The sequence below is a fragment of the Acinetobacter lwoffii genome, assembly GCF_022967985.1.
Classification (GTDB): Bacteria; Pseudomonadota; Gammaproteobacteria; order Pseudomonadales; family Moraxellaceae; genus Acinetobacter.
The window spans coordinates 1-25,389 of record NZ_JALJVC010000024.1 but is presented as its reverse complement, the minus strand read 5'-3'; the positions used below and the strand labels follow the sequence as shown (position 1 = coordinate 25,389).

The following is a 25,389-nucleotide window of genomic DNA, read 5'->3' as shown; positions in this document are numbered from 1 at the left end:
TATATCAAAGTGGTTCAAGCTTTTAGAATCAGTTCGCAATACTCAAAGTAGCATTTCCTGTATTGTCAAAAAATAAAAATAGCTAAGAAGCATAACTGGTAAACATTAATTGAAAACATGGAAAAAGCAGCTAGATGACAAAATTATGTATTTCCTCCAGCTCAGATCGCAACTAGATAAATGTATTGGATATGGCTGTCTTTAGATCAGCATCCTTTACACAATCCGACTAACCAATTTGCAGATCAATCAATAATTAACCCTTGTGAAATGATTTGATTGGGTTACTTAAGAACAGCTTTTAGAATTGGAGAAACTCGATTTAAATATTTTGGAACCATCTGAAAAATTAATAATTAGAATTAATCTATAGAACATAGCATAAGAAGGTGAAAATCTTATGCCATACATTCTCTATTAAAGACCATAAAGAAAAACTAAGATTTCTCTTTCAGAACTTGTGAAAAATTTTTCACTTTTTCTAATGTGGCGTCTACACCTTGTTTAAAAAAGGTATCCACCAGTGCCGAACCGATCACCACCAGATCAACTTTATTGGCCAGGGCTTTCACATGACTTTCATCTTTAATTCCAAAGCCAATAGCAATCGGGATATTAAAAATTGGTTTGATTTCAGCAATCTTTTTTTCAAGATTGGCCAGATTTAAAGTACCGCCGGTGAGACCATTTTCCGCAACATGATATAAAAATCCTGTCGCACTGGCTGAGATTTGTTTCAATCGCTCAACTGGAGTGGTGGGCGCGCTCATTGCAATTAAATGCATATTTTTTTCATTTAATATCTGTTTAAATTTTTCCCGATATTCATAAGGGGCATCCAGGATTAGAATCCCCTCAATCAAATTTTCGGTATCCGCAATCAGTTTCTCGAAACCATATTGCATAATCGGATTTAAATAGGTCATGAAAATAATCGGGGTAGTGTCATCCTGTAAACGGATAGCTTTCACGAGCTCAATGGTTTGATGCACGGTTTGGCCAGAAGTAAGTGCTCTAAGATGGGCGGCCTGAATGGTCTCTCCATCTGCTACAGGATCAGAAAATGGGATGCCCACTTCGAGGATATCAGCTCCAGCTTGACCCAATTGACTAAACAGACGACAACTTTCATTAAAATTAGGATCTCCGGCAGTAAAATAACAGACTAAACCACTACGATGTTCCTGTTTTAATTGCATTAGTTTTTGATCTAAACGGTTCACGCGCTTGCTCCTGCAAGATATTTTTTTACAGTGTCTAAGTCTTTGTCACCTCGACCACTTAAATTGATGATAATGGTTTGTTCCGGATGCATTTCTTTCGCAAGTTTGATGGCATAGGCAATAGCATGAGAACTTTCTAGCGCTGGGATAATGCCCTCTTGCTGGCTCAGTAGTTGAAAGGCATGTACAGCCTCTTCATCTTTGACTGCTGCATAAGTCACGCGGCTTGTTTCAAACAGGATGCAATGCTCAGGGCCAACCCCAGGGTAATCCAGCCCTGCGGATATGGAATGTCCCTCTAAAATCTGCCCGTCTGAATCTTGCAGTAAGTAAGTCAAATTACCATGCAAGACTCCGACTCGACCTTTGGAAATCGAAGCAGCATGTTCATGACTATCAGTGCCTTTCCCGCCAGCTTCAATTCCAAACATTTTTACATTGGTATCCTCTAGAAAGGGATGCATGAGTCCTAATGCATTGGAACCACCACCGATACAAGCAACCAAAGCATCTGGGAGTTTATTTTCTTTAAAAAGAATCTGGTTTCTGGCTTCGATGCCAATAATTTTCTGGAACTCTCTCACAATAGTCGGGTAGGGATGCGGGCCAGCACCAGTTCCTAGCAGATAGTAAGTCGTATCGACATGACTGATCCAGTCACGTAAGGCTTCATTCATAGCATCTTTCAAGGTTCCACGGCCTTTTTTTACGCCTTGTACTTCAGCACCGAGTAATTTCATACGTTCAACATTCGGTTGCTGACGTTGAATATCCGTCTCACCCATATAAATCGTGCATTTCATCTTAAAGAGTGCACAGACGGTTGCTGTGGCAACGCCATGCTGTCCTGCACCTGTTTCAGCAATGATTCTGGTTTTACCCATGAATTTAGCCAATAAAATTTGCCCCACACAATTATTGATCTTATGGGCGCCGGTATGGTTCAAATCTTCTCGCTTGAGATATATTTTGGCTCCCCCTGCGTAGGAAGTTAGATTTTTTGCATAGAATAGCGGGCTAGGGCGACCCACGAAGTCGGTTAAAATCTGTCGATATTCAGCCCAAAATTCAGGTTGACTCCGTATGGTATTAAAGGCTTGTTCTAAATCTTGTAGAGCAGGCATCAGGCTTTCAGGCATATAGCAGCCACCAAATTTACCGAAAAAACCATCTTGATCAGGACCCTGACCGATATAAGGAGTTGTCATTGTCTTTCTCTTAAAATCTCAACATTGATTGGATCTTAAAAGATTTCCATTTTCCTGATAATTGATATATTTTTGATTTATGATGTTAGAAAAATTTACAGCATGAAACGTAGAACCTTACCGCCTTTAAATTCACTTAAAGCATTTGAAGCGGTCGCTAGACATCAAAGTTTCAGTTTGGCTGCGGAGGAACTGTGTGTCACTCATAGTGCAATCAGCCATCAAATCAAACAGCTCGAAGAATGGTTGGATAAAAAATTGTTTATTCGGCATTCATCAACGATTACTCTCACTCAGGATGCAGAAGACTTATCTCGTCTTTGCACTCACTTCTTCAATGAGCTGGAAGAATGTGTATTTGATTTAACTCACAAAGCATCAGACGTAGAAATCGTTATCGGTGCCTCTCATAGCTTTATGGCGAACTGGTTAATTCCACGACTGGAAAAACTAGAAAGTCTGTATCCTAATATCTCTATTAAATTGATGACCTGTAACGACCTAAAGCTACTAGAAAAAGAAAAAATTGATATTTTTATCAATAGCTTGAATGTAGATGATATGCTGCCCAAGTTTTTGGATAAATTTCTTTTATTTCCGGATAACATGGGGCCAGTTTGTAAAGGTGAAAGCTATGCTCTCACTAGTATTCATGATCTTTTTGAGTACCCATTACTTCACACTTATTCCAATAAGAATGCCTGGCAGATCTGGTTTGAACGATCCCAGCTAAACCTTGAGACTAAATCGAATGATCGATATTTTGATCGTCTCAATTTAATGATAGAGGCGGCTGTTTCAGGATTAGGGATTGCTATAGCCCCCCAGATTTTAGTGGAAAAGGAAATATTAAGTGGCAGGATTATTGCGCCGTTTGAGTTTACCTATTGCAACTTTGATTTCTATGCAATCGTCAGAAAAAATAATTCAAATCAAGAGATTATCAATATTGTAGATTGGTTACAGAACCAATGTTGAAAAGGTTCAAATTAAAGGACATTTCTATTTCTTCTTATTCTCAAATGAAAATACCCTATTTAAAGGTACTTCACGAATCCCTGTCACTTTCATAATTAGATCGCTTTTATAAGAGTCTATCAATAAATCTGACTCAAACTGAGGATACTCATTTATTAATGCCAAGCTCTTTGAGCTGCTTATTAAAATAAATTCATATTGAAATTATACTAAAATAAATCTTCAAAAAAATAAAAATTACATTTTTAACCTCTAAATTAGTAAATTGTTTTTAATATAATTTTTCTAAAATATATTTAATAAATAAGTTTATATTTTAGAATTATATATTTTCAATTAATGTAAAATAAAATTAAATTCTAGTTGTTATTTTTACATGTAATTTGAATTGCAAAATATTTTTAATAAAATTAGCAAGATATTGATTTATATAAATAATAAATCATTCCTGTATAAAAATTTTATATATTAAAATTTAATTAAATTATTATTTTATTTTGAAAATAATTTTAGTTATAAAAACCATCTATTAATTAAAATAAAGTTAAAGATTACTATTTTTATTGAACATTAAAAGTATTGACTAATAAAAATATGATTCTATATTAAATTAAAAAGCAATATCTAAAATATTGCTTTCTATCTGTTATTAACCATATACATAACAGAATTAAAATAAATTTTATAAAGCTTTGTTTTCTGGAGTGTTATTAATGAGTAATTCCAATCTTTCACCATTATTTCGTCGAAGTGTAGGTTTTGATCGGTTTAATGATCTATTTGACTATGCCATGCAAGCAGTTACGCCTAATTACCCTCATTATAATATTGAAAAAGTAGGAGAAAATGATTATCGCATTTCTGTTGCTACAGCAGGCTTTACCGAAGATAAACTTCAAATTAGTCAAGAAAATCAATTTTTAGTTATTACAGGTAAAGTTGAGGAGGAAAGCTCAGATACAACAGTTGAATTCCTGCATAAAGGTATCTCTCAACGTTCATTTAAGCTCTCACTTCGGTTAGAGGAGAATATGGAGGTACAACAGGCTAACTATGAAAATGGTTTACTGACAATAGACTTAAGACGGAATATTGCCGAAGGCGCTGTGCCTCGTCAAATTCCAATTGGCCATAAACCTAATGAACAAAAAATATTAGATAAACCAAATCAGAATGATTAAATCTACCTTCGATCTCTTGAATGCCCTACTAGAATTTATATGCTAAGAAATATCTTGATCAGGACAAGAAAAGTATAACTCCCTAATTCTTTATTTTAATTTTTTTTATCAAAGAATTAGGGAGTTGAATCTTACTTACCTCTGATTTTTTATTTTTATTATGAGATGAATTAAAGCATTTATTGTTCAAAAAATAACCCCTTATTCCTCAGAATCCGATAAATGACTTATTGATAGGCTTGATCAAAAGTAAACAAGTGATTCTAAAAGCCTCTAAGTTAAACTATTAACCAGTTTAATTGGCTTGATCTTATCTTTGTTTGGCACATAATTTTGGACCTCATATACGTATGACTGCTGTAGAGCAGGAAGCAACTCGTACAGCAGTATTAGAAATAATATTGGTACCTAAAATTAAAAAGAATGCTTTTTCATCCTCCATTATGCCTATGGACTGAAGCTTGAAGATATCGCGAAAGCTGTATGCTTCTTTGCTGTACCTATTTCATCATAGGTTTCCACGCAGATATTATTTGTAATATGGTAATGGCATACATACCTTATATTAATGCTTTTAGTGTATAAAATTTAGTGCAAATGGATATCACTTTTCTGGAAAAATTAGTTCAAAGCAGACACCTTCTACTGTATTGAATGCTTGAGATATCCCCTGATGCAAGGTCATGATGGAGGCTACAATCGATAAGCCTAGACCGCCAGTTTGATGATGATTTTTTCTGCTGGCATTGCACTGATAAAATCTCTCAAAAATATGGAGCAAGTGTTCAATGGGAATTTGTAATTCGCTGGTGATAACAGACAATCCAATCATATGCTTATCATGAATTATTTTGGAGTGACTCTCAATATAAATGGTTCGCTGATTGCCGCCGTGAATCAGTGCATTTGATATCAGATTATAAAGAGCTTGTTGTAACAGTTCTGGATCTGCACATAATTCAGTCACTTCAAGCCTAAAAATAAATTGGCAGCCTTGTTCTTCAGCTTGATATTCAAAAATACTGCAAATATGTTCTATGAAGGGTTGCAGTTGAATCCTCTGCTTGTTTAACAGAACTTGATGAGTATCTGCACGAGCTAAAAACAACATACTATCAATCATTCTTTTTAAACGTTGATAATCTTCCAAGTTCGAAATCAAGAGTTCCTGATATTGTTCCGGACTGCGTTTACTGGTGAGTAAAATTTCTGTTTGACCGATTAAATTATTTAAAGGGGTCCTGAATTCATGTGCAATGTCTTCAGAGAAACGGTTGAGTTGGTTGTAACCCATTTCAATACGGTCGAGCATGGCGTTGATATCGGATGCTAGCTGTTTAATCTCTTGGGGAGGATTAATCAGATTGAGTCGTTGCTCAAGCTGGTGAATATTAATCGCATGAGTCTGCTCTCGCAGTACTCTTAATGCTCTCAATCCCAGACGACTGGCCATGATACAAAGTATGAAAATGGCCAAGATGCCCATAACCACATAGATGACGAGATTTTTTTGAAAAGGTGAGAGGATAGCTAAACGTTCGGACCATTGCTTTCCTGCAATCAGTACATACGGTTGGTCATTAATTTGAATAGTTTTCCAAGCGACACGAGTTGGATAAGCATGAGCTGATAAGTCAAGGAATTGAATCTTGGGCTGATATGTGAATTCAGGTAGTGGAATAGCCAGTGGATTGATATTAATTAGAATCTGATTATCCCTCATCAATAACAGTAAATTATCCTGGTTTCCTAGCATGTTTTGATAAAGCTTAGGACGAGCAATAATCTGTTCGATATTACTACTGTCCTGAAGCAAAATCTCAAGCCGCTCAATTCTTTCCACCAAAGCCCGGTCTTGCTGGACACTTAAAATCTGGTTAATGCCTAGATAGGTCATAAATGCGACAGCACATAAGACCATTGCAGCGCACAAAGTAACCAATAGTGTTAACCGTAGCTCTAGGGAGCGAATGGGCTTAAACATTAAGTCTCAACCGAAATTTTATAGCCCAAACCACGAACTGTATGAATTAACTTTATATCATGCCCCTCATCAATTTTACTGCGTAAGCGCCGTACCGCCACATCGATAAAATTTGTATCGGTATCAAAATTGATATGCCAAACTTCAGAAGCAATTTGCCTGCGCGTAATAATTTCATTTTGATGAAGGAGTAGAAAGCGCAGAAGATTAAATTCTTTTTTACTGAGTTCTATCAACTGCTCATTACGCCAAACTTTATGATGGATCAGATCCATTTTTAAATTACCAATTTCTAATTGGTTTTCCTGCACATACTGTTGCCGTCTAAGCAGGCTTTTAATTCGAGCCAATAATTCAATATAAGAAAAAGGCTTAGCTAAATAATCATCGGCGCCCAGTTCCAGACCTTTGACCCTATCGACAACCTGATCTTTCGCGGTGAGAAAAATCACCGGGATCTTGGAAAATTGACGCAATACTTTCAATACTGCCCAGCCATCGATATCGGGCAACATCACATCTAATATGACCAGAGTATAGGAATGCATCTTCAATTTTTCCAAGCCTTCTAACCCTGAATGGACACATTGTGCCTCATAACCAGATTCATTTAACCCCTTAACCAGATATGAGGCGATCTTCACTTCATCTTCGATAATCAGAATACACATTTTGTTCAGACTCATTTTGAAGATGACAACTTTGTAATGTAATTGTCATGATTCAAATCATTCAGGTTGTATAAGATTTTTAAAACTTAATTCAGGGCAATCATGATGAACAAACTCAAAGGGCTTGTTGTAACAGTAATGCTGATGAGTAGCAGTACTTTTGCACAGACCGTTCAATTGAATCAAGTTTATTCACTCGATTCTCAATCAGCACAAACTCTTGTTGATGCTGCGGTGGCTGCGTGTCAAAAAATACAACACAAGATTGCTGTAGTGGTAGTTGATCGGGGAGGAAATACCTTGATGGCAAACAGGCATGAAACTGTCGGACCACATAATCTGGGTGCTGCAGAGAAGAAAGCCTATACCGCTTTATCGACCAAAACGGCGACCTTGTTATTAAATCAAAATGCCCATGAAAACAAGGATGCAAAAAACTTAACCACCTTATCAAATTTACTTTTGTTAGGAGGAGGCGTACCTGTGCATTATGAAAATCAGGTGGTCGGTGCAATTGGAGTTGCAGGTGCAGGAGGAGCAAAAAATGACCATTATTGCGCTGAAGCAGCGATTCAGTCTAGTCTCAATCAATAAGGAATTCATCATGTTTAAAAAATTATTACCACTCTCAACGCTTTTGTTTACCTCAATGGCTTTTGCACAAACTAATCCATTGAGTGTGCATGTGTTAAATTTAGAAAATGGCCTGCCTTCTGCTCAAGTCGAGGTAGTGCTTGAAAAAAGTGCTGGGAATAAATGGGTGAAGTTGAATCAGCAATATACTGGGCCCAATGGTCGTATTACTGCACTCTTTCCTGAAAATCAGAAGTTCGAAGCAGGAATTTATAAAGTCACTTTTAAAACGGAAGACTGGTTTAAAAAGAATAAGCAAAATACTTTCTTTCCTGAAATCCCTGTCATTTTTAAAGTGGATGGAAGTGTCAACCATTATCATATTCCTTTACTGTTGAGTCCTTATGGATACTCAACATATAGAGGCAATTAATCATCGAAAGGACAGATCATGTATAGGGGAAAACAGCAGGGACGTGACAGAACCCCGTATTCGCCTGATCAGATGGAGTTTAGAGCTCAGTTTTGAAGAGTTGATTCCTTCTAAATGACCTCGTCCTTCATCATTGAGCACAATTTTCACTTTGCTCTCTATCCAAAAACCATTCCAGAACTGCTCTCGGCATTAACGTTCAGCCAGCACCTTGGATAATCTTTTGGTATGGGCAATTAATCGATCCAGCCAGCGTTTTGCAGCCAGAAGTTTTAAGCTTCGGGCTGCACTCAGCCGGTTCAAGGTGGCATATTGCATCACTTCTTCGCGTAAGGCTGTCCGATGCTCGTCGCTCCACTGTTTAAGATTGGTCACTTCTTGCTTAAAACTTTCAATTTTTTCAGCATTTTCTAAAAAATCCGGATGGGTGACATAATGCTCGAGAATATTTAAAAAATCTAAAGCCACTTGATAAATCTGTGGTTGGGTCCGAATAGCCAGTGCATAGGGAACACCTTCCAGATCACTACGCAGAACCCGAATATAAACCATCATGCGTAATAAAGAGGTCAGGCGCTGTTTATCCTGTTGATTCTCTGGCACCACAATTTTCTCTAAATAAATCTCGAGATGCTCAATCTCTTGATCTAGTTGTGGTAATTCTTTGGGGCTCAGATTGAGGCCTTCCTGAAATGCACGACGTAATATCTCAAACATCTGAATCAGGATTTGATAAGTCACTTTTTCTGCGGCAATGATGGCCACACTTGGAATATCCAGATTAGATTCATCCAGAATTTCTAGGGTACCGGATTTTTTCTGCGGTAAAAACTTACAAATGAGTTGATTAAAGGGATGGATCAACGGCATAAAAATACATGCGCCGATTAAGCTAAATAAAGTATGAAATACTGCCACAATGACGACTTCATCCCATTCAGCAATAGATTGAATATGATAGTAGGCCCAGTTAAATAGGGGAATCAATAAAAAGAAAGCAAATATCGCACTGACTAGATTGAAAATTACATGAACCGCTGCAGTCCGTTTGGCATTCACTGAGCCGCCAACTACAGCCAGTATCGCCGTGGCAACTGTCCCGATATTTTGCCCAATGACCAGTAACAAAGCTTGCTGTAGGTCAATCGCAGTACTGGCTAAAGCAGCTAAAGTCGCCGTAATGGCAGCACTGGAAGACTGTAACAACACCGTCATGATTAGTCCGATCCAGACCAGAAACAGCTTCTGCCAGAATGAATCATAGTGAAAAATAGACAAATCGACTTGTTGAGCCAGACCTGACATCGCAAGCTGTAATTGCTCAATCCCAAAGAAAATCAGGCCAAAACCTGCAAGCGCAAAACCGAATAAGGCCAAACGGTCATGCGTTAATAATTTTAGTAACGCGCCTACAGCAATCATGGGTAAGGCAAAAGTAGTGATAGAAAACTTAACCCCGAGTAAAGCCACCATCCAGCCGGTACTGGTCGTTCCGATATTGGCCCCTATAATCACTCCAATCGCCTGGGAAAAACTCAATACTCCGGCTCCGACAAAACCAATAGTCGCAAGCGTCGTGGCCGTAGAGGACTGCACAATCAAGGTCAAACCAATACCGGAACACATAGATTTAAATGGTGTCCCTGTGAATTTGGTCAGCCATAGACGTAAAGTTTCACCGGCCATGTCCTTAAGACTGTCGGTCATTAAAATCATGCCTATCAAGAATAAACCAATACCGCCACAGAGCTGGACAATAATTTCGAGCACAATTTCCCCAGGGTGTTTTTAGCATCAGCATATCGTCTGATCTAGGCGATGTCATCAACAACAATCCCAGGCATAGGCTTTAGTAGCAGGTATTTGGACCACAGGCTGAGCTCGAAGGCTCGATAGGTCCGCAACAAAATAAAATCTACGCAAAAATCACAAAATCTTCATCTTCGTTTTTTTAAGATGAGTCTGGTCAACTTGATCTGGCCCAGGCACAGAGAGATAACGTTAAAATTTTATCGCTCAATTTTTATTTTAAAAATGAAAGCAAACAGAGGTATGTGGTGCGTAAAGTAATTGAATATGTGGGAGCAGATCTGTCAAGGATCATTGAAATGGCCTGGGAAGATCGCACCCCATTTGAAGCCATCCAGCGTGAGTTTGGCTTGAATGAAACTGCAGTGATTCGCTTGATGCGGAAAAATATGAAAGCATCGAGTTTTAAAATGTGGCGTGAACGAGTCACCGGCCGAAAAACCAAACATCTGCAACTACGTTCACCCGATGTCATGCGGGCTTATTGTTCACGGCAGTATAAACGTTTCTAAGCGCTTGGTTTTGAACGCCGTTTGGACTCACGTTTACATCGTTCAGAACAGTATCTGACTTCCTCCCAGCAGCGTTGCCATTTCTTGCGCCAAGTAAAAGGGCGCAAGCAGTGAATACAGGTTTTTTCAGGGAGATGCTGTTTTTTCATGGTTTATAACTCATCGATCTGGCTAAGAAGCTGTTGGGCACGGGCGATCATCTGCTCCTGATCTTTAAGTTTATCCTGCTGCCGATAGAAATCATTAGCAAATCGTCCTCACGTAGATGCAACTTCATTCATCCAGCTAAAATCCTACTCATGTTATAAGTATTATTTTTAATGATTTCTTAACTCATAAGCGATGTGAAAATTATGTGATTTTAATCAAAAAGATACAAATTATTATGGTTGTAATTCAGGCAGCGTGCGCCTAGTATCTTCCATGAAGTTACTCCATGTAAGCTTCCTTAGTTTTGTCCCATACACCCCTCTGTATGGGATTTTTTTTAATCCGGGGATTGTCATGAGCATGCATTCAAAAGCGTATATTTTTAGACAGCAGCAATTGCTGGTGGATGATCATTTTCAGTTGCCGCAGGTGGAAAGACTGCAGCACGACCTGAACCTGTCGGAAAATGGCCAGGTCATTGCACGCGATCTAAAAGAAGATGAACCAGTATCCGAGGGTTATCAACTGGTCCCGATCCGGCAACTGGTACAGGTCTGGAGCAGACCGCAGTTCGAGCAGGCCAGCCGTGCAGTGCAGTTACTGGAGTGGCGCCGTAATCACCGCTTTTGCAGTAAATGCGGCCATGCTACCCAGCAGCACGCCAGACAGTATGCCATGGTCTGTCCATCCTGTGGCTATAACCAGTATCCGCGGGTGAACCCCTGTGTGATTACCATCATTACCCGGGGCGCAGATGAAATTCTGCTGGCAAAAAATGCCCGCAACAAAACCCAGATGTACAGCCTGATTGCCGGCTTTGTTGAAGTCGGGGAAACCCTGGAAGAGGCAGTCCGCCGTGAAACGCTGGAAGAAGTGGGGCTGCAGATCAAGAATATTCAATATCTGGCCAGCCAGCCATGGCCGTTTCCCAGCAACCTGATGATGGCTTTCAAGGCAGAATATCATGCAGGGGACATCCAGATTCAGGAAAATGAACTGAGCGATGCGCAGTTTTTCAAGTTTGACCAGTTACCCGAAATTCCGTTCAAGGGCAGTATCGCCTATGCCATGATTCAGCATGTGATGTATGGAACGCCTGTTGCAGATGACAGCAAAGAGTGGCTTTGAAACAGCAATCCTGTTTGGGGCTCTCAAATAAACTGCGCTAACGCCCTAGGTCCTGAATATTCAGATGGCATTTCCTGACCAATAGACCCTGAATCGCAGCATTTGATCTTCACACTTTGTTCACATCCAGCTGGGTTATCTTAAGGCTGTAATCAAACAAGGCTAAAAAATGAACATGCGATTTAAGTCTGTTTTTGCAGTGACGGCACTGGCCATCATCAGCTTAAGTACCACGATCCGAGCAGAAACTGCTGCGCCTCAGGCAGTCGATCAGGTGGATATCCAGCAGTATGCAGGCAAGTGGTATGAAATTGCGCATTTGCCGATGTATTTTCAGCGTAAATGCGTCTCAAACATCACAGCGCAATATAGCCTCAATGCCGATCAGACCATGCGTGTCTTGAATAGTTGCCGGATTGCCAATGGCGAATTGATCAGCTCTGAAGGGGTTGCCTATTCGCAAAATGCGGGCAACAGCAAACTGAAGGTCAGTTTTTTGCCGCAAGGTTTAAGATGGATTCCGTTTACCAAAGGTCATTACTGGGTATTACGAGTGGATCCGGAATATAAAGTGGCACTGGTGGGTGGACCAAGCAATAAATATCTGTGGATTTTATCGCGTGAACCGCAACTGGATGAAGCCACCTATCAGTCCTATCTGGAAACCGCAAAACATTATGGTTATGACGTGACAAAACTGATCAAATTGCCGCATTAATCTGTTACCCTTTTGCCGAACTGCCTAGTCTCTCTACAGTTCGGCTTTTTTTATTTACTTCACATAAAATTCATATCTGACTGATTACACTCATCAAATAGAATAAAGACAATCGCTTGAAAATAGGATGAGTCCATGTTGAACAGTCTGATGCGATGGATAGACAGCTGGTCTACACCCACAGCGCCCGAAACACTGACGGCTGAAAACAGCAAGATTCAGTGGCTGAGGATTTTGCCCTTTATTCTGTTGCATCTGACCTGCCTGGCGGTATTCTGGGTCGGGGTATCCTGGTTTGCGCTTGGCTTTATGCTCGCGTTCTACTTGATCCGCATGTTTTCCATCACGGCGTTTTTTCATCGCTATCTGTCGCATAAAACCTTTCAGACCTCGCGCCCGGTACAGTTCCTGTTTGTATTACTGGGCACCATGAGTGCACAGCGTGGTCCACTATGGTGGGCGGCGCATCACCGTTATCACCACCGCTATACCGATACCTTGCAAGACCCGCATTCATCCACGCATGGTTTTTGGTATAGCCATGTCGGCTGGTTTCTGAATGAATATAATTTTGCTACGCGTAAAGAGGTGGTCAAGGACTGGCTGAAATATCCAGAACTGATCTGGCTGGACCGTTTCAGTTTGATTGTGGTACTGCTGACTGCGGGCGGGATTTATGCACTAGGCGAATGGCTGGCCATGGCTTTACCACAACTCGGCACCTCCGGCCTGCAATTGCTGGTCTGGGGCTTTGTGGTCTCCACCGTATTGCTGATCCATGCCACCTTATGTATTAACTCACTGGCGCATCATTACGGCAGCCGTGATTTTGATACGGATGATCACAGCCGTAACAACTTATTCCTGTCCATCATTACCTTGGGCGAAGGCTGGCATAACAACCATCATTACTATGCCGGTAGTACCCGGCAGGGTTTTTACTGGTGGCAGATTGATGTGACCTATTACCTGCTGAAACTTATGTCCTGGTTGGGGCTGATCTGGGGCCTCAAGCCCATTCCGGCACGGATTTATGAAGCCAGTAAAATCGCTCAGGCTCGAAAACATAAAAAAGCTGCTACGGCAGGCACTCACACGATTCAATCGAAGGAATCACCATGAAAATTGCAATTATTGGTTCAGGTATTTCCGGTCTGTACGCTGCCTGGAAACTCAGCAAAGTGCATGAAGTCACAGTCTTTGAAAAGAATAACTACTTTGGTGGTCATACCGATACCCATCAGCTGAATATCGATGGTGAACAAGTTGCAATGGACAGTGGCTTTATTGTGTTTAATGAGCATAACTATCCGCTGTTCTGCTCGATGCTAAAAGAACTTGGAATTCAATCGCAAAGCAGTGACATGGGCTTTTCCGTGAATAATCAGGTCAGCGGCTTGCAGTACAATCCGTCAAAAAAATTCTCGCTATTGTTCCGACCGCAAAACTTTTTAAAGGCTGATTTTCGCGCGATGTTGTCGGATCTGTTCCGCTTCTATGCCGCCAATAAAGATCTGGATGTGGAGAAGGTTGATGCACAGCTCAGTATTGATGAGTATCTGAATCAGCATGGCTATTCCGAAACCTTCCGTCAGGAACATCTCTATCCGATGTGCGGGGCGCTGTGGTCCTGTCCGGTGGAGCAAGCCGGACAGATTCCCTATAAGTTTGTGGTGAGCTTTTTCCAGCATCATCGAATGTTGCAGCTAAAAGACCGTCCTTTGTGGCTGACGGTCAAGGGTGGATCATCGCGTTATGTTCGTGCCATTCAGGCCCAGGCCAATATTAGCTTCCGCAAGATGAGCGTTTTGCATGTCTCGCGGAGTGCCAATGATGTGCTGATTGAAACGCAACAAGGCAGTGAACGTTTTGACTGGGTGATTTTTGCCAGCCATGCCGATGACAGCCTAAAACTGTTGAAAGACCCGTCAGCGCAGGAACTGGACGTACTGGGCAAGTTCCGCTATCAGGATAACCGTATGGTGGTGCATTCCGATACCCGCATCATGCCCAAATCCAGACGCCAGTGGGCCAGCTGGCATGTGCATGTGACCCCGAGTCAGGCTGCTGAACATACCCCATTCCAGCACAGCGGCATTCATTATGGTTTCAGTTACTGGATGAACCAGCTGCAGAACCTGAAATGCAAAACCCAGGTCTTTGCCACCCTGAATCCTAATTTTGCCCTGGATCCGAAAAAGGTCTGGGTCGAACGGCATTACCGTCATCCGGTGTTTGATGCACCTGCGATTGAAGCACAACAACGCTGGGCCGAAGTCAATAGCCACAACCGCACCTCATACTGTGGCGCTTACTGGGGCTGGGGCTTTCATGAAGATGGTGCCCGTAGCGCTGCGTGGGTGGTCGATCAGCTCTTAAAACAGACCGAGCAGGCCGCCTAGGAGGATATGATGCAAATGTTTCCACTGGCGATTGCCTCTGCGGAAATCCGGCATCGCCGTTTCTTGCCCAAAGCGCATGCTTTTGAGACCCGGTTGACCTATCTATACTTTGATCCGGATCAGCTCTCAAGCTTTACTGAAAAATCCTGGCTCTGGTCTTGCAATCGCTGGAATTTCCTCACTCTGGATGAACGTGATTTTCTGACCATGGAATGTGGTTCGATTCGGCAGAAGGTCGCACGTCTGCTGATCAAGCGGGAAAACTACCTGTTAGCGCATGCCGCATCCATCCGGGTCTTGGCTCTGCCGCGTACACTCGGCTTTCGCTTTAATTCTGTGGTGTTTTATCTGGTCTTTGATGCCACCGACCAGCTGATCTTTGTCCTCAGTGAAATTACCAATACACCGTGGAATGAACGTCAGGTCTATATTCACGACTGTCGGCACAATGCAACTGAATATGCACCGTACCAGAGTCACCAGTTTGACTTCAAGAAGGCCTTTCATGTGTCGCCATTCATGCCGATGGCACTCGATTACCGCTGGCGCTTCAGCTTCTCCGATCAAAACAATGTAATCCATATGCAGCTGTTTCAGCAGGGAATCTTGCAATTTGATGCCACCATGCAATTTTCGTTGCAAGCCATCACAGTTCCTTCACAACAGCATCGCTATGCTGTGCTGAAAGTTATTGAGCCCTTCAGGATGGTCGGTGAAATTTATCTGCATGCCTTTCGCTTGTGGAAGAAGAAAATTCCATTTTACCGGCATCCTCGCAAAGAAAAAGGAAACACTTTGTTATGAAAACACTGTTTATGGGAGAAGAAAGCACAATGCCGGTGGTACTACGCCATCTACTGAAATTACGTCATGGTCAGCTGATTTTTAAAGGCGCCTGGAACGGGATTGTGGGAGAGAGCAGTGATTTGTATGCCGTGATTCAGGTGCATGATGCTAGGCTGATGGATCTGCTGTTCCGTAATGGCGTACTCGGTGCTGCTGAAGGTTTTATTCGCGGCTACTGGAGCAGTGAAGATCTGGTCAATGTGGTTCGCATTCTGGCGCGTAACCGTGATGTGCTGGACCGGATGAACCAGAATGCGCTGGCCAAGGCCAGTCAGTTCCTGTTAAAGACCTGGTACAAATCCCGCAAAAACTCGATTGATGGCAGCCGTAAAAATATTGCCGAGCATTATGACCTGAGCAATGACTTTTTCAAGCTGTTCCTAGATAGCAGCATGATGTATTCCAGTGCGGTATTTAAAGAACCGGGCATGAGTCTGGAACAGGCCTCCGATTATAAAAAAGAACTGATTTGCCAGAAACTGCAGCTGAAACCGATGGATCATTTAGTTGAGATTGGCAGCGGATGGGGTGGTTTTGCCATTTACGCAGCACAGCATTATGGCTGTAAGGTCACCACTATTACCATCTCCCAAGCACAATATGATGAAGCGGTCGCGCGAATAGAGGCAGCCGGACTATCCCATCGCGTGGATGTCCAACTGAAAGATTACCGTCTGTTGGAGGGCAAATATGACAAACTGGTGTCGATTGAAATGATCGAGGCTGTAGGTGGGCAGTATTTACCGACATATTTCAACAAATGCCGTGAATTGCTGAAACCGAATGGTCTGGCACTGATTCAGGCGATCACCATTGAAGATGCCCGCTATGCCAAAGCTCTGAATACCGTGGACTACATCAAGCGTTACATTTTCCCGGGCAGTTTTATTCCCTGCATCAGTGTCATGACCCAGGCAGCTTCTGAGCAAAAACTGCGTCTCAAGCATCTGGAAGATATCGGCCAGAGTTATGCCCAGACCTTGCACTGCTGGCGCCAGCGCTTTCTGGAGCAACGTGATCAAGTACTGGCGCTTGGTTTTGATGATTCCTTTATCCGTATGTGGGATTTCTATCTGTGCTATTGCGAAGGTGGTTTCCGCGAAGGCGTAATCAGTGATGTGCATCTGTTATTCGAAGCCAGTGCTTACTAAGCCAAGATAAAACAGGAGGGATATTATGCTGCTGAATTTACTGGTGCTGAATGTCTTTATCATGTTCTGTAGCTGGCTGCTAGTGACCTATAACCAGCGTGCCGGACTGGTGGATGTGGCCTGGAGTTTCTGTATTGCACTCAATGTCATCATCGCGGCTTGGGTCATGGAAACTGCACCGCTGCTGATCCGGATATTTCTGGGCGTGTTCAGCGGAATCTGGTTCTTACGTCTGACCTGGCATCTGCTGCGCCGTTATGCCAGTGAAACTGCAGAAGATACCCGCTATGCCAATATGCGCAGGGCCATGGGAGATTATCAGCATCTCGGTTTTCTGGCCTTTTTTATGTTTCAGGCCGGGCTGGTGGCACTATTTTCCTACCCGATGCTGGAGTTGCTTAATATTCCGGTCCAGCAGTGGAATGACTGGACCCCCTATACCGTACTGGTGGCAGGCATGATCATGCTGCTGGCGCTGATCGGGGAGAGTACTTCCGACCAGCAGCTCTACCGCTTCAAGCTGGATCCACAGAATAAGGGCAAAACCCTGGATCGGGGCTTATGGAAATACTCACGTCATCCGAACTATTTTTTTGAATGGTTACACTGGTTTGCCTATCCGGTTCTCGGTCTAGCGGCAGGAGTCTATGAACTGTGGCTCTATCCGCTGCTGATGTGGCTGTTTCTGTACTACATTACCGGCATTCCGTTTAGTGAACAACAGGCACTGGCCCATCGCGGCGAAAATTACAAAGCTTATCAACGACGAACTTCAATGTTTATTCCGTGGCCACCCAAAGAGTAGGTAAATACATGGACTTTATGATTCAACAATCTTTAAAATTGGTTGAAAAGGGTAAATTGCCCGATGCCGTGATTCGCGCAGGCATTCGCACTTTAAGCAAAAAACGTCTGGCACAAGAAGGGCGCTTTGACCCGGCACTGGCGGCACAGCATTATATGGATGTGCTGCATATGCTGAAAAACAGCGAGATTGCCATCGAGACCGACAAAGCCAATGAACAGCACTATGAACTGCCTACCGCATTTTTCCAGGCGGTGCTGGGCAAGCGGCTGAAATACAGCGCCAGCCTGTTTGAACATGACCAAACCACACTGGATCAGGCTGAAGAAGCCGCACTGGCCAGCTATTGCCAGCGTGCACAGTTACAAGATGGACAGGATATTCTGGAAATTGGCTGTGGCTGGGGCTCACTCAGTCTGTATATGGCCGAGCATTATCCTAACGCCCGGATTACCGTAGTGTCGAACTCCTCGACACAGCGCCAGTATATTCAGGAACAGGCCCGTCTGAAAAAACTGCAGAACCTGACAGTGGTCACCTGCGATGTCAATGTACTGCAACTGGAACCGGCTGCTTTTGACCGTGTGGTTTCGGTGGAAATGTTTGAGCATGTCCGCAACTACCAGAAACTGTTTGAAAATATCAGCAGCTGGCTGAAAGACGATGGCTTGCTGTGGTGCCATATTTTCTGTCACCGTTTCCTGCATTATCCGTTTGAAGTCAAAAATGAATTTGACTGGATGTCGAAATATTTCTTTAGTGGCGGTCTGATGCCGGCAGCTTCAACTTTCCTGCATTTCCAGCAGCATTTGCAGCTGAAAATGCACTGGCAATGGGCAGGTACCCAATATCAACGTACCGCAAATGCCTGGCTGGAGAATATGGATCAAAAGCAGGCCGAGCTGCAGCCCCTGTTTGAACAGACCTATGGCACAGATGCTGCCATCTGGTGGCAACGCTGGCGGATTTTCTTTATGGCCTGTGCCGAACTGTTTGGTTATGACCATGGACGCGAGTGGGTGATCGGCCACTTTCTGTTTAAAAAGAAAGCCGTATAATTAAACGCTGAATCGGATGCGCCAACGGGGAATTGATCAATGTTAAAGCTGTTTAGGGACAAACGCGATCATCCTCTGGGTGAGGTGTTTAACCGCTACTACTGGCTGCAAATCGGATTCATTGCCTTGTCGGTGGTGATTGGCATTGCCTGTAGTGCCTGGGTGATTAAAGGCTTTTTGCTGCGCACCGCCTTGGAACAGGAAATGTCACACTACTGGCAGCGGCTGGAACGCAATCCGGCCGCCGAACTTCCCGACACCAAAAACCTGTATGGTTATCGCTGGTATGATACCCCTCCTGTGCAGTTTCAGCACATGCAGTTCGAGCAAGGCGTCAATCGGCATTTTGTCGATGGTAAAGAGCGCATGACCGTCTACGGTGAAAAAAACCGGCAGCATGTGCTGCTGGTCTTTGGCGAAAGCAACGTCAACAAGCTGGTCTGGCTGTTTGGTCTGGCCCCACTGATGGTCAGCCTGTTCGTACTGTATAGCGTATTGTGGTGGTGGAACCGTCGCGCCAGACGTTATTTTTCTCCGATTACCCGGCTGGCCAATGCGCTGGAACATATCGACTGGGAACATCAGAAAAATCAGGCTTCACCTTTTCAGGACATTCGCACTGATTCCAATCTGGAAGCTGAATACCTGAAGCAGGCATTAGAAAAATACCATCAGGTCTTGAGTGCGTTTATTCAGCGTGAACGTGAGTTTACCGGTGATGTCAGTCATGAACTGCGCACCCCATTGACGATTTTAAAAGGCAATGTGCAACTGTGTCAGGCACGCTATGGTAACAACAAATCCTTTACCCGCCTGCACAACACTATTGAAGACATGCAGCTGCTGGTCGATACCTTACTGGCCATCGCCCGAAATACCACCAACACCCTGACAGCCGAGCCCACTATGCTGTCAGAATGTCTGGAGAATCTGGTACAGGATTTGGACAGTGTCAGCCACAACAAAGGCATGCAGATTGACCTGCAAAAAGACCTAGATGAACAGCCGCGTAAATTGTACCCGTCGATGACCAAAATGGTGTTTGGCAATATCCTGCGCAATGCACTGAATTATTCGCAAGGCACGGAAATTGATGTCATTCTGCAAAAAAATAAAGTGCTGATTGCTGACAATGGGGTAGGTATTCCCTTACCGAATAACTCCAAAGTTCAGGAACTGTCCGACCAGCAGCTACAACTAGAAATCAAAGGGTACGGCATTGGTCTGCAACTGGTACAGAAACTGTGCAAGCAGCTGGGCTGGCGGGTGGAACTGTTTGACCGGCAGTATTATCTTAGCACCCATCAGGATGTTGATCTGACAATGACCACCGGACTGATTGTAGTGGTGTATTTAAACGAGGTTTCCGCCTGAAAAGCTTAGGCTTCTAAAGCAATCTTTAAACCGACACCGGAGATAGTATGAATCAGTTTCTGCTCAAAAGGCTTGTCAACCATTTTACGCAGATTATAGATATGACTGCGCAGAGCATCGCTTTCCGGTTCTGCATCTCCCCAAAGCTCCATCATGATTTCCTGTTTAGTTAGGACCTTAGGTGAATGACGCATTAACAATTTCAGGAGTTTGAACTGGATAGGGGGTAATTCAATGGTCTGGCCGGCTCGCGTCAGTTGCTGTCTGGCAGGGTCCAAAATCAGATCATGAATCTGTAGCCGACCGCTGGATACCTCACCTAAAGAACGTTTAATCAGAGCTTTGACCCGAACCACCAGCTCGTTAAAATCAAAGGGCTTAACCAGATAATCATCCGTGCCGGAATTAAAACCTTTGAGTTTATCATCCAAAGTATCGCGCGCCGTCAACATCAGTACGGGTAAATCCATACCTTCTTCATGACGCAGCCATTCACACAGTTCATAACCTGAACCATCAGGCAGGTTAATGTCTAGAAGCAAGATATGATAGCGCTGCTGCTTGAGTAACTGGCGCGCAGCATTCAGATTCCGGGCATGATCTACCACAAAATCATGTTCTTCCAGAAACTCGCATAAGGTAGAGGCTAGTTCATAGTGGTCTTCAACCATCAGGATAAAATGTTTCGACATAGCGGCAGAGACTAATTCAATAATTGCTGTTTTAATTTAGCACTAAATGGCTGCGAACCCAGCCAGATATTAAAATATTGTTGTGCTAGCGGATGCTGAAGATTGCCTAGCACCTGCTGATTCAACATCAAGGTCAGGGTCTGAGTTTCGGCTTGATAGCTTAAACGATAAAGATCACCCGGTTTTACCGGCTTATAAAGCTGAGTAATTCTATCTAATACCATTAAGTGTTTAGACTCTCGCTCATCACGCTTCAGAAAATGGGTCGCTGCACGCTTGAAAGCCCATTCCGGAATATTATGTGTATAGGAAAAATCAATCTGCATATTCTGGCCTTGCCAGGGTTTTGTACAGTTCTGAGCATAATAACGGGCGACGCCAACCTGTTTCTGAGCCACCAAAAGTGGACCACGACCACACTGATTCATATTCTGGGCATGTGCCCATGAACTGAAACTGCAGAGCATCAGTAGTCCCATATTTAATACTACTTTTTGAATGGCAGTACCCATGAATAGGCTCCTCCAACATAAGGTAAAGAACGATACAGGCCATTGGCCGGATCCCAGAAATCCTGCTGGAAAATAATCTTATTGTCTCCGTTGACTTTGATTTCACTGATCCCAAAAGAATCCATAGTTCGAGTCGTGCCAAACATTTTAAAATCATAGGCCATATGCCAGTGCACGTAGGCAGAGTCTTGGTAATACGAGGTATTTAATAGTTTGACATTCACGTTACTGACACGCTTGTTCATCCCTTGAAAATGTTGGAGTAGATTTTGACGTGATGAAAATCGGGATAAGGTATCGTTAATAAACAGCTGATCGGCATAGAGTGATCCGGCTCGTTCAATAAATGCAGGTGTACCTAAAGTATTAAATGCTGAGGTAAAGCGTATGCCGATGTCTTGGGCTTTAGCCTGATCCAGCGCATTTCCCTGAATTTGGTTTCTGGATTTTGCATAATCACTTGAATAGCTGGGAATACTTTTACATCCAGCTAAAACTAGTAGCGGTAAGGACAGGGTAGCTAGCAGTATTTTTTTGACATGTTTCATATTGGCTATCCGTATTAGGTCTATGCTGATACTTTAGGCCGAAGGTCGTGAACAGAATGTGAAGAGGATAAAAGACTGTTTAAATGGAAATTTTTCAAGAAAACCTGTTATTAAATGATCAGTAAATTAAAGCATTGGAACACTAACATGAAGATAATTGAACTTTGGGATGTGATTCATTTAGTAAAATTGACTTTCAGGACCTAAATACTCATTAATAGATAAGAGAGATATAATCAACTATCAATTTCAATTAAATAGATATTAAATTATTTTTATTGATTAATTTATATAGATTTTCAAATAAATTTCAACTTATAGATTTTTTATTAACCTCATTTAAAATAGAATATTTTTTATGGCTAAAAAAAGATATTAAAATAAATATTTAAAGTATTATTCATATTAAATTAATATCTTAAACAAATAAGTAAATTTATTTATCTCATATACATGGTACATGTCCGTACTTTTGATCATTTTTTATACTCTGCTTATGTTACTACATCAGATTTTTTCTGTTACCACATCAAAACTTGTATTTTTGTAATCCTGTTACCACATCAAAACCTGTATTTTTTATTTTTTTAAGAGTTTTTATGTATAATTAATTATTTTAAAATCAAACAAATTGATTAATTTTTATACAAATTAAATTTGAATCGTTAAAATATATGCATAAGAAATATCGCTATTTATAAGTTTAAATATTAATCATGAATATAACTCTTTCATTTAGATAAGAAATTAATTTTATTATTAATAATTAAGTTCCAAAATAATTATTAAAAATAAAAAACTTCATATGAGTTACTGTTTAATCATATATATGTAAATAAATTATGATTTGAAAGTTAAATTTTCTAAGCTAAAAATTTGTGAAATTTATGTATGAATCATGGAACTGAATGTCTATTCCAGGAGAATTCTGGGAAAATTATGTAGAATTTTTACATTAATAAAGATGATAAATGTCTTTTCAAGAATAATTTTTGGACGAATTATGTGAATTTTTTTTATTAATAAGGGTGGTAAGTGTCTATTTAAGAATAACTTGTGGCAACTTATGCATAACGTATGTATTAACAAGGCTAATTGATGTTTACTGAAGGGTACTTTCGGGAAAATTATGTTGTTTTAGTGCCTAAAGTACGCATGGGTACTTGGATATAAGTATTTTTTAATCACAGTTACTTTGTGAAAACAGGTCAATAGAAGGGAGGCAATTTGTTGGCCATGTTGCTGGATACTAATGTTCGTGAAACAAGCAATAGATTTAAGGTTTTTTTGTGATATAAGTATCATAAATAATCACTTAGGATTGACCTATTGAGACAGGTTCTACCGGCGCTTCACTTGAACTTGCGCAGCTTAATATTATTGCTAACCATCTTAAGCGTGACCTGTCTGTTTGTCTTTTCTTTATTCTTTGTTAACTATACGGTCAAAGAGCGCCTGATCGACAATTCTCTGGCCCTGAATGCCGAATATTCTTCCAGGATTGCTGCACACACTAATTATCAGTTTGAAGAAATCCTAAAAAATTTAAGATTTAGCGCCAATCTGTTGGGAAAAAACTTTTCTAATGAAAATTTAACAAGAAACGAAGTATTACGTCTCAAAAACCAGTCGGGCAATTTCAACAGTGTTTTTTTGGCTGACCGAGAAGGACGCATCATTTCATTTTTCCCGAAAACCTTGAAAATTGATTCTAGAAAAATTCATAAAACCCACGGTATTAGCGAGTCGATTAAACGTAAGCAAACTTATATTTCTTCACCGTACTGGTCTTCAACCAATAGATTGATCGTCATTATTTCTGAGCCAGTTTTTAATGATCAAGGGCAATATTTAGGTTTTATTGCGGGCACGATTTATCTGCAAAGCAAGAATCTGGTCAGTGAAATGCTGGCATCCAAATATGGCTACAAGAAAAATTATACTTACGTCGTGGATGATCAAAGACAGATCATTTTTCATGCCGATACTCAGCAAATAGGACAGAAAGTCCAGGCGGGAGATGGATTGACCACGATGCTTTATCAACAGGCTGGTGCTTTCCGTCTGATGAACAGTAAAGGCATAGATAGCCTGGTCGGTTTCTCGCATATTCCCAGCGTGAGCTGGATTGTGGTATCACAGCAGCCGATTAATGAGTTATTTGCTCAAGCCAATAGTATTATTATTAAAGTATCCATCGGGATCACGCTGTTTTATTTCTTCATTTTCTTCGTAGTCTGGCATTTATCGGGCTTGATTGCACTGCCTTTAAACCATTTGGCAAAAATGGCCAGTATGCTCAGTCGGCAGGATGTTCAGGGAAAAATCAACGAAATCAAACCTTCGTATTTTGAAGTCAATCAATTCAAAAATTCTCTGATGTTGAGCTGTCAGAATTTCAATGAAAAAATTGATGAACTGAATCAATCAGTGAATACTGATCTCCTAACTGGCTTATACAATCGCCGTGGAATGAATCTGTTTATCGAAGAGTTTGTGCGTATGCGTACCGAGTTTGCCGTGTTGGCGGCAGATATCGACTTCTTTAAAAAGGTGAACGATACCTATGGTCATGACAAAGGTGACATTGTCTTACAAAAGCTAGCGAACATAATGCAATATCATTTCCGAGACAATGATATCTGCTGCCGTTCGGGAGGAGAGGAGTTTATTATTTTAATAGCGGCCTCAGACCCGGCAACCGTTTTTCAGGCTGCGGAACGGCTACGAAAAGCGGTTGAGCTCACTGAAATGGAGGATATGGGCAGGGTGAAAATTTCCATTGGGATTGCCTACTGGCCGAATAGTTCTGAGGATGTCGAGGAAGTTTTAAGAATGGCGGATCAAAAGCTGTATCAAGCCAAACGTGAGGGACGTAACTGTACACGCTAATCTCAAACCTCTACAGACTCAAGCTACGCAGAGATTTATAGCATTCGCTATAAGATTAAATCCGCCTCTTTAAATATCACTAAGAGATATAACGACATATTTCTCAGGATTTCACATAATGGCAATTTCATGAATCCTAAATGTTAGAAACTGTTTAAGCTTAACTTTCGAATAACTGGCCTATTTCTAATCTGGTGTAACCACGTTCTTTGAAGATCAAAATAATAGCTTGTCTATAATCTTCAGAAGTAGAAGTTTTATATTTATTGATTAATTGCAGTTCAGAATTAAGCTGGAGGTCATTTTTGATCGTCAATACTTCCGTAGAGACTTTATTAAAAATCTTGAAATTAAACATACAGGTGCTCTTTATCAATATTGTAGCGGCCCGACTACAACAAACACCTGCCTTAGCTTAGCTAGACACCCTTGGTGGCAAGGATTACAGATTAGCAAAGGATTCGCAAGTTTTTCTTCAAGGGAAGTATGAACAGTCCACTCAATTTATATCTATTGAACATAATAACGATTATAAGAAGTA

25 protein-coding genes are annotated in these 25,389 nt (G+C 41.6%); 15 read left to right on the top strand and 10 right to left on the bottom strand.

Annotated features, from left to right (window positions below):
- Nucleotides 1–437: 437 nt before the first annotated feature.
- Together trpA and trpB are read right to left on the bottom strand one after the other, a co-directional pair.
- Entirely contained in the window at nt 438–1,223 is a 786-nt protein-coding gene (gene trpA / locus MWG72_RS13050; RefSeq protein WP_247144235.1) for a tryptophan synthase subunit alpha, read from the bottom strand.
- Nucleotides 1,220–2,431 carry a tryptophan synthase subunit beta gene (trpB, locus tag MWG72_RS13045; protein WP_180086469.1) on the bottom strand — a complete coding sequence of 404 codons (1,212 nt, stop codon included), beginning with the start codon at nt 2,429–2,431 and terminating at the stop codon, nt 1,220–1,222. The genes trpA and trpB overlap by 4 nt, the downstream gene beginning before the upstream one ends.
- 102 nt (nt 2,432–2,533) lie before the next feature.
- Here trpB and MWG72_RS13040 point away from each other — a divergent pair, with 102 nt between their 5' ends.
- Entirely contained in the window at nt 2,534–3,409 is an 876-nt protein-coding gene (locus MWG72_RS13040) for a LysR substrate-binding domain-containing protein (RefSeq protein ID WP_247144234.1), read from the top strand.
- Between the two features lie 713 nt (nt 3,410–4,122).
- Nucleotides 4,123–4,590 carry an Hsp20 family protein gene (locus MWG72_RS13035; RefSeq protein ID WP_247144233.1) on the top strand — a complete coding sequence of 156 codons (468 nt, stop codon included), beginning with the start codon at nt 4,123–4,125 and terminating at the stop codon, nt 4,588–4,590.
- Nucleotides 4,591–5,194: 604 nt separating this feature from the next.
- Here MWG72_RS13035 and MWG72_RS13030 read toward each other — a convergent pair.
- Nucleotides 5,195–6,574, bottom strand: a complete 1,380-nt coding sequence (locus tag MWG72_RS13030; RefSeq protein ID WP_247144232.1) for a heavy metal sensor histidine kinase — start codon at nt 6,572–6,574, stop codon at nt 5,195–5,197.
- A complete protein-coding gene (locus tag MWG72_RS13025; RefSeq protein ID WP_071852175.1) occupies nt 6,574–7,245 on the bottom strand; it encodes a heavy metal response regulator transcription factor in 672 nt (223 codons plus the stop codon). The genes MWG72_RS13030 and MWG72_RS13025 overlap by 1 nt, the downstream gene beginning before the upstream one ends.
- Before the next feature lie 105 nt (nt 7,246–7,350).
- Here MWG72_RS13025 and MWG72_RS13020 point away from each other — a divergent pair, with 105 nt between their 5' ends.
- Entirely contained in the window at nt 7,351–7,839 is a 489-nt protein-coding gene (locus tag MWG72_RS13020) for a GlcG/HbpS family heme-binding protein (RefSeq protein WP_247144231.1), read from the top strand.
- Nucleotides 7,840–7,849: 10 nt separating this feature from the next.
- Nucleotides 7,850–8,251: a hydroxyisourate hydrolase gene (gene uraH, locus MWG72_RS13015; protein ID WP_247144230.1), complete on the top strand. Its 402-nt coding sequence runs from the start codon at nt 7,850–7,852 to the stop codon at nt 8,249–8,251.
- A gap of 192 nt (nt 8,252–8,443) precedes the next feature.
- On the opposite strand, the gene MWG72_RS13010 is transcribed toward uraH, so the two are convergent.
- Nucleotides 8,444–10,021, bottom strand: a complete 1,578-nt coding sequence (locus MWG72_RS13010) for a Na/Pi cotransporter family protein (protein ID WP_247144229.1) — start codon at nt 10,019–10,021, stop codon at nt 8,444–8,446.
- 299 nt (nt 10,022–10,320) lie between these two features.
- Between MWG72_RS13010 and MWG72_RS13005 the strand changes: the two genes are divergently transcribed.
- Nucleotides 10,321–10,572, top strand: a complete 252-nt coding sequence (locus MWG72_RS13005) for a TIGR03643 family protein (protein WP_420908509.1) — start codon at nt 10,321–10,323, stop codon at nt 10,570–10,572.
- Here MWG72_RS13005 and MWG72_RS13000 read toward each other — a convergent pair.
- Nucleotides 10,569–10,721: a DUF2256 domain-containing protein gene (locus MWG72_RS13000; RefSeq protein ID WP_247144227.1), complete on the bottom strand. Its 153-nt coding sequence runs from the start codon at nt 10,719–10,721 to the stop codon at nt 10,569–10,571. The genes MWG72_RS13005 and MWG72_RS13000 overlap by 4 nt on opposite strands.
- A 355-nt stretch (nt 10,722–11,076) precedes the next feature.
- On the opposite strand from MWG72_RS13000, the gene nudC reads away from it, so the two are divergent.
- The 9 genes from nudC (at nt 11,077) to MWG72_RS12955 (ending at nt 20,204) form a co-directional block, all read left to right on the top strand.
- Entirely contained in the window at nt 11,077–11,850 is a 774-nt protein-coding gene (gene nudC, locus MWG72_RS12995) for an NAD(+) diphosphatase (RefSeq protein WP_247144226.1), read from the top strand.
- A 169-nt stretch (nt 11,851–12,019) separates the two neighbouring features.
- Nucleotides 12,020–12,568, top strand: a complete 549-nt coding sequence (locus tag MWG72_RS12990; protein WP_092819540.1) for a lipocalin family protein — start codon at nt 12,020–12,022, stop codon at nt 12,566–12,568.
- A gap of 135 nt (nt 12,569–12,703) precedes the next feature.
- Entirely contained in the window at nt 12,704–13,690 is a 987-nt protein-coding gene (locus tag MWG72_RS12985; protein WP_247144225.1) for an acyl-CoA desaturase, read from the top strand.
- Complete coding sequence (locus MWG72_RS12980) at nt 13,687–14,970, top strand: NAD(P)/FAD-dependent oxidoreductase (protein WP_247144224.1); 1,284 nt, start codon at nt 13,687–13,689, stop codon at nt 14,968–14,970. The genes MWG72_RS12985 and MWG72_RS12980 overlap by 4 nt, the downstream gene beginning before the upstream one ends.
- Before the next feature lie 9 nt (nt 14,971–14,979).
- Nucleotides 14,980–15,774, top strand: a complete 795-nt coding sequence (locus MWG72_RS12975) for a DUF1365 domain-containing protein (protein WP_247144223.1) — start codon at nt 14,980–14,982, stop codon at nt 15,772–15,774.
- Complete coding sequence (locus MWG72_RS12970) at nt 15,771–16,967, top strand: SAM-dependent methyltransferase (RefSeq protein ID WP_247144222.1); 1,197 nt, start codon at nt 15,771–15,773, stop codon at nt 16,965–16,967. Before MWG72_RS12975 ends, MWG72_RS12970 begins: the two co-directional genes overlap by 4 nt.
- A 25-nt stretch (nt 16,968–16,992) precedes the next feature.
- Nucleotides 16,993–17,772, top strand: a complete 780-nt coding sequence (locus MWG72_RS12965; protein ID WP_247144221.1) for a DUF1295 domain-containing protein — start codon at nt 16,993–16,995, stop codon at nt 17,770–17,772.
- A gap of 8 nt (nt 17,773–17,780) precedes the next feature.
- Complete coding sequence (locus MWG72_RS12960) at nt 17,781–18,830, top strand: SAM-dependent methyltransferase (RefSeq protein WP_247144220.1); 1,050 nt, start codon at nt 17,781–17,783, stop codon at nt 18,828–18,830.
- A 39-nt stretch (nt 18,831–18,869) separates the two neighbouring features.
- Nucleotides 18,870–20,204: a sensor histidine kinase gene (locus MWG72_RS12955; RefSeq protein ID WP_247144219.1), complete on the top strand. Its 1,335-nt coding sequence runs from the start codon at nt 18,870–18,872 to the stop codon at nt 20,202–20,204.
- A 5-nt stretch (nt 20,205–20,209) separates the two neighbouring features.
- Here the strand turns inward: MWG72_RS12955 and MWG72_RS12950 are convergent, their stop codons facing one another.
- The 3 genes from MWG72_RS12950 to MWG72_RS12940 are packed head-to-tail and all read right to left on the bottom strand — an operon-like array spanning nt 20,210 to nt 21,956.
- The gene (locus tag MWG72_RS12950) at nt 20,210–20,896 is read right to left on the bottom strand and encodes a response regulator transcription factor (protein ID WP_247144218.1); all 687 of its coding nucleotides are present in this window, start codon (nt 20,894–20,896) and stop codon (nt 20,210–20,212) included.
- An 11-nt stretch (nt 20,897–20,907) separates the two neighbouring features.
- Nucleotides 20,908–21,408 carry a chalcone isomerase family protein gene (locus MWG72_RS12945; RefSeq protein WP_247144217.1) on the bottom strand — a complete coding sequence of 167 codons (501 nt, stop codon included), beginning with the start codon at nt 21,406–21,408 and terminating at the stop codon, nt 20,908–20,910.
- Entirely contained in the window at nt 21,384–21,956 is a 573-nt protein-coding gene (locus MWG72_RS12940; protein WP_247144216.1) for a nuclear transport factor 2-like protein, read from the bottom strand. The genes MWG72_RS12945 and MWG72_RS12940 overlap by 25 nt, the downstream gene beginning before the upstream one ends.
- A gap of 1,329 nt (nt 21,957–23,285) precedes the next feature.
- Between MWG72_RS12940 and MWG72_RS12935 the strand changes: the two genes are divergently transcribed.
- A complete protein-coding gene (locus MWG72_RS12935; RefSeq protein ID WP_247144215.1) occupies nt 23,286–24,848 on the top strand; it encodes a sensor domain-containing diguanylate cyclase in 1,563 nt (520 codons plus the stop codon).
- Nucleotides 24,849–25,008: 160 nt separating this feature from the next.
- On the opposite strand, the gene MWG72_RS12930 is transcribed toward MWG72_RS12935, so the two are convergent.
- On the bottom strand, nt 25,009–25,206 hold the full coding sequence (locus tag MWG72_RS12930) for a hypothetical protein (RefSeq protein ID WP_247144214.1): 198 nt from the start codon (nt 25,204–25,206) through the stop codon (nt 25,009–25,011).
- Nucleotides 25,207–25,389: the final 183 nt, after the last annotated feature.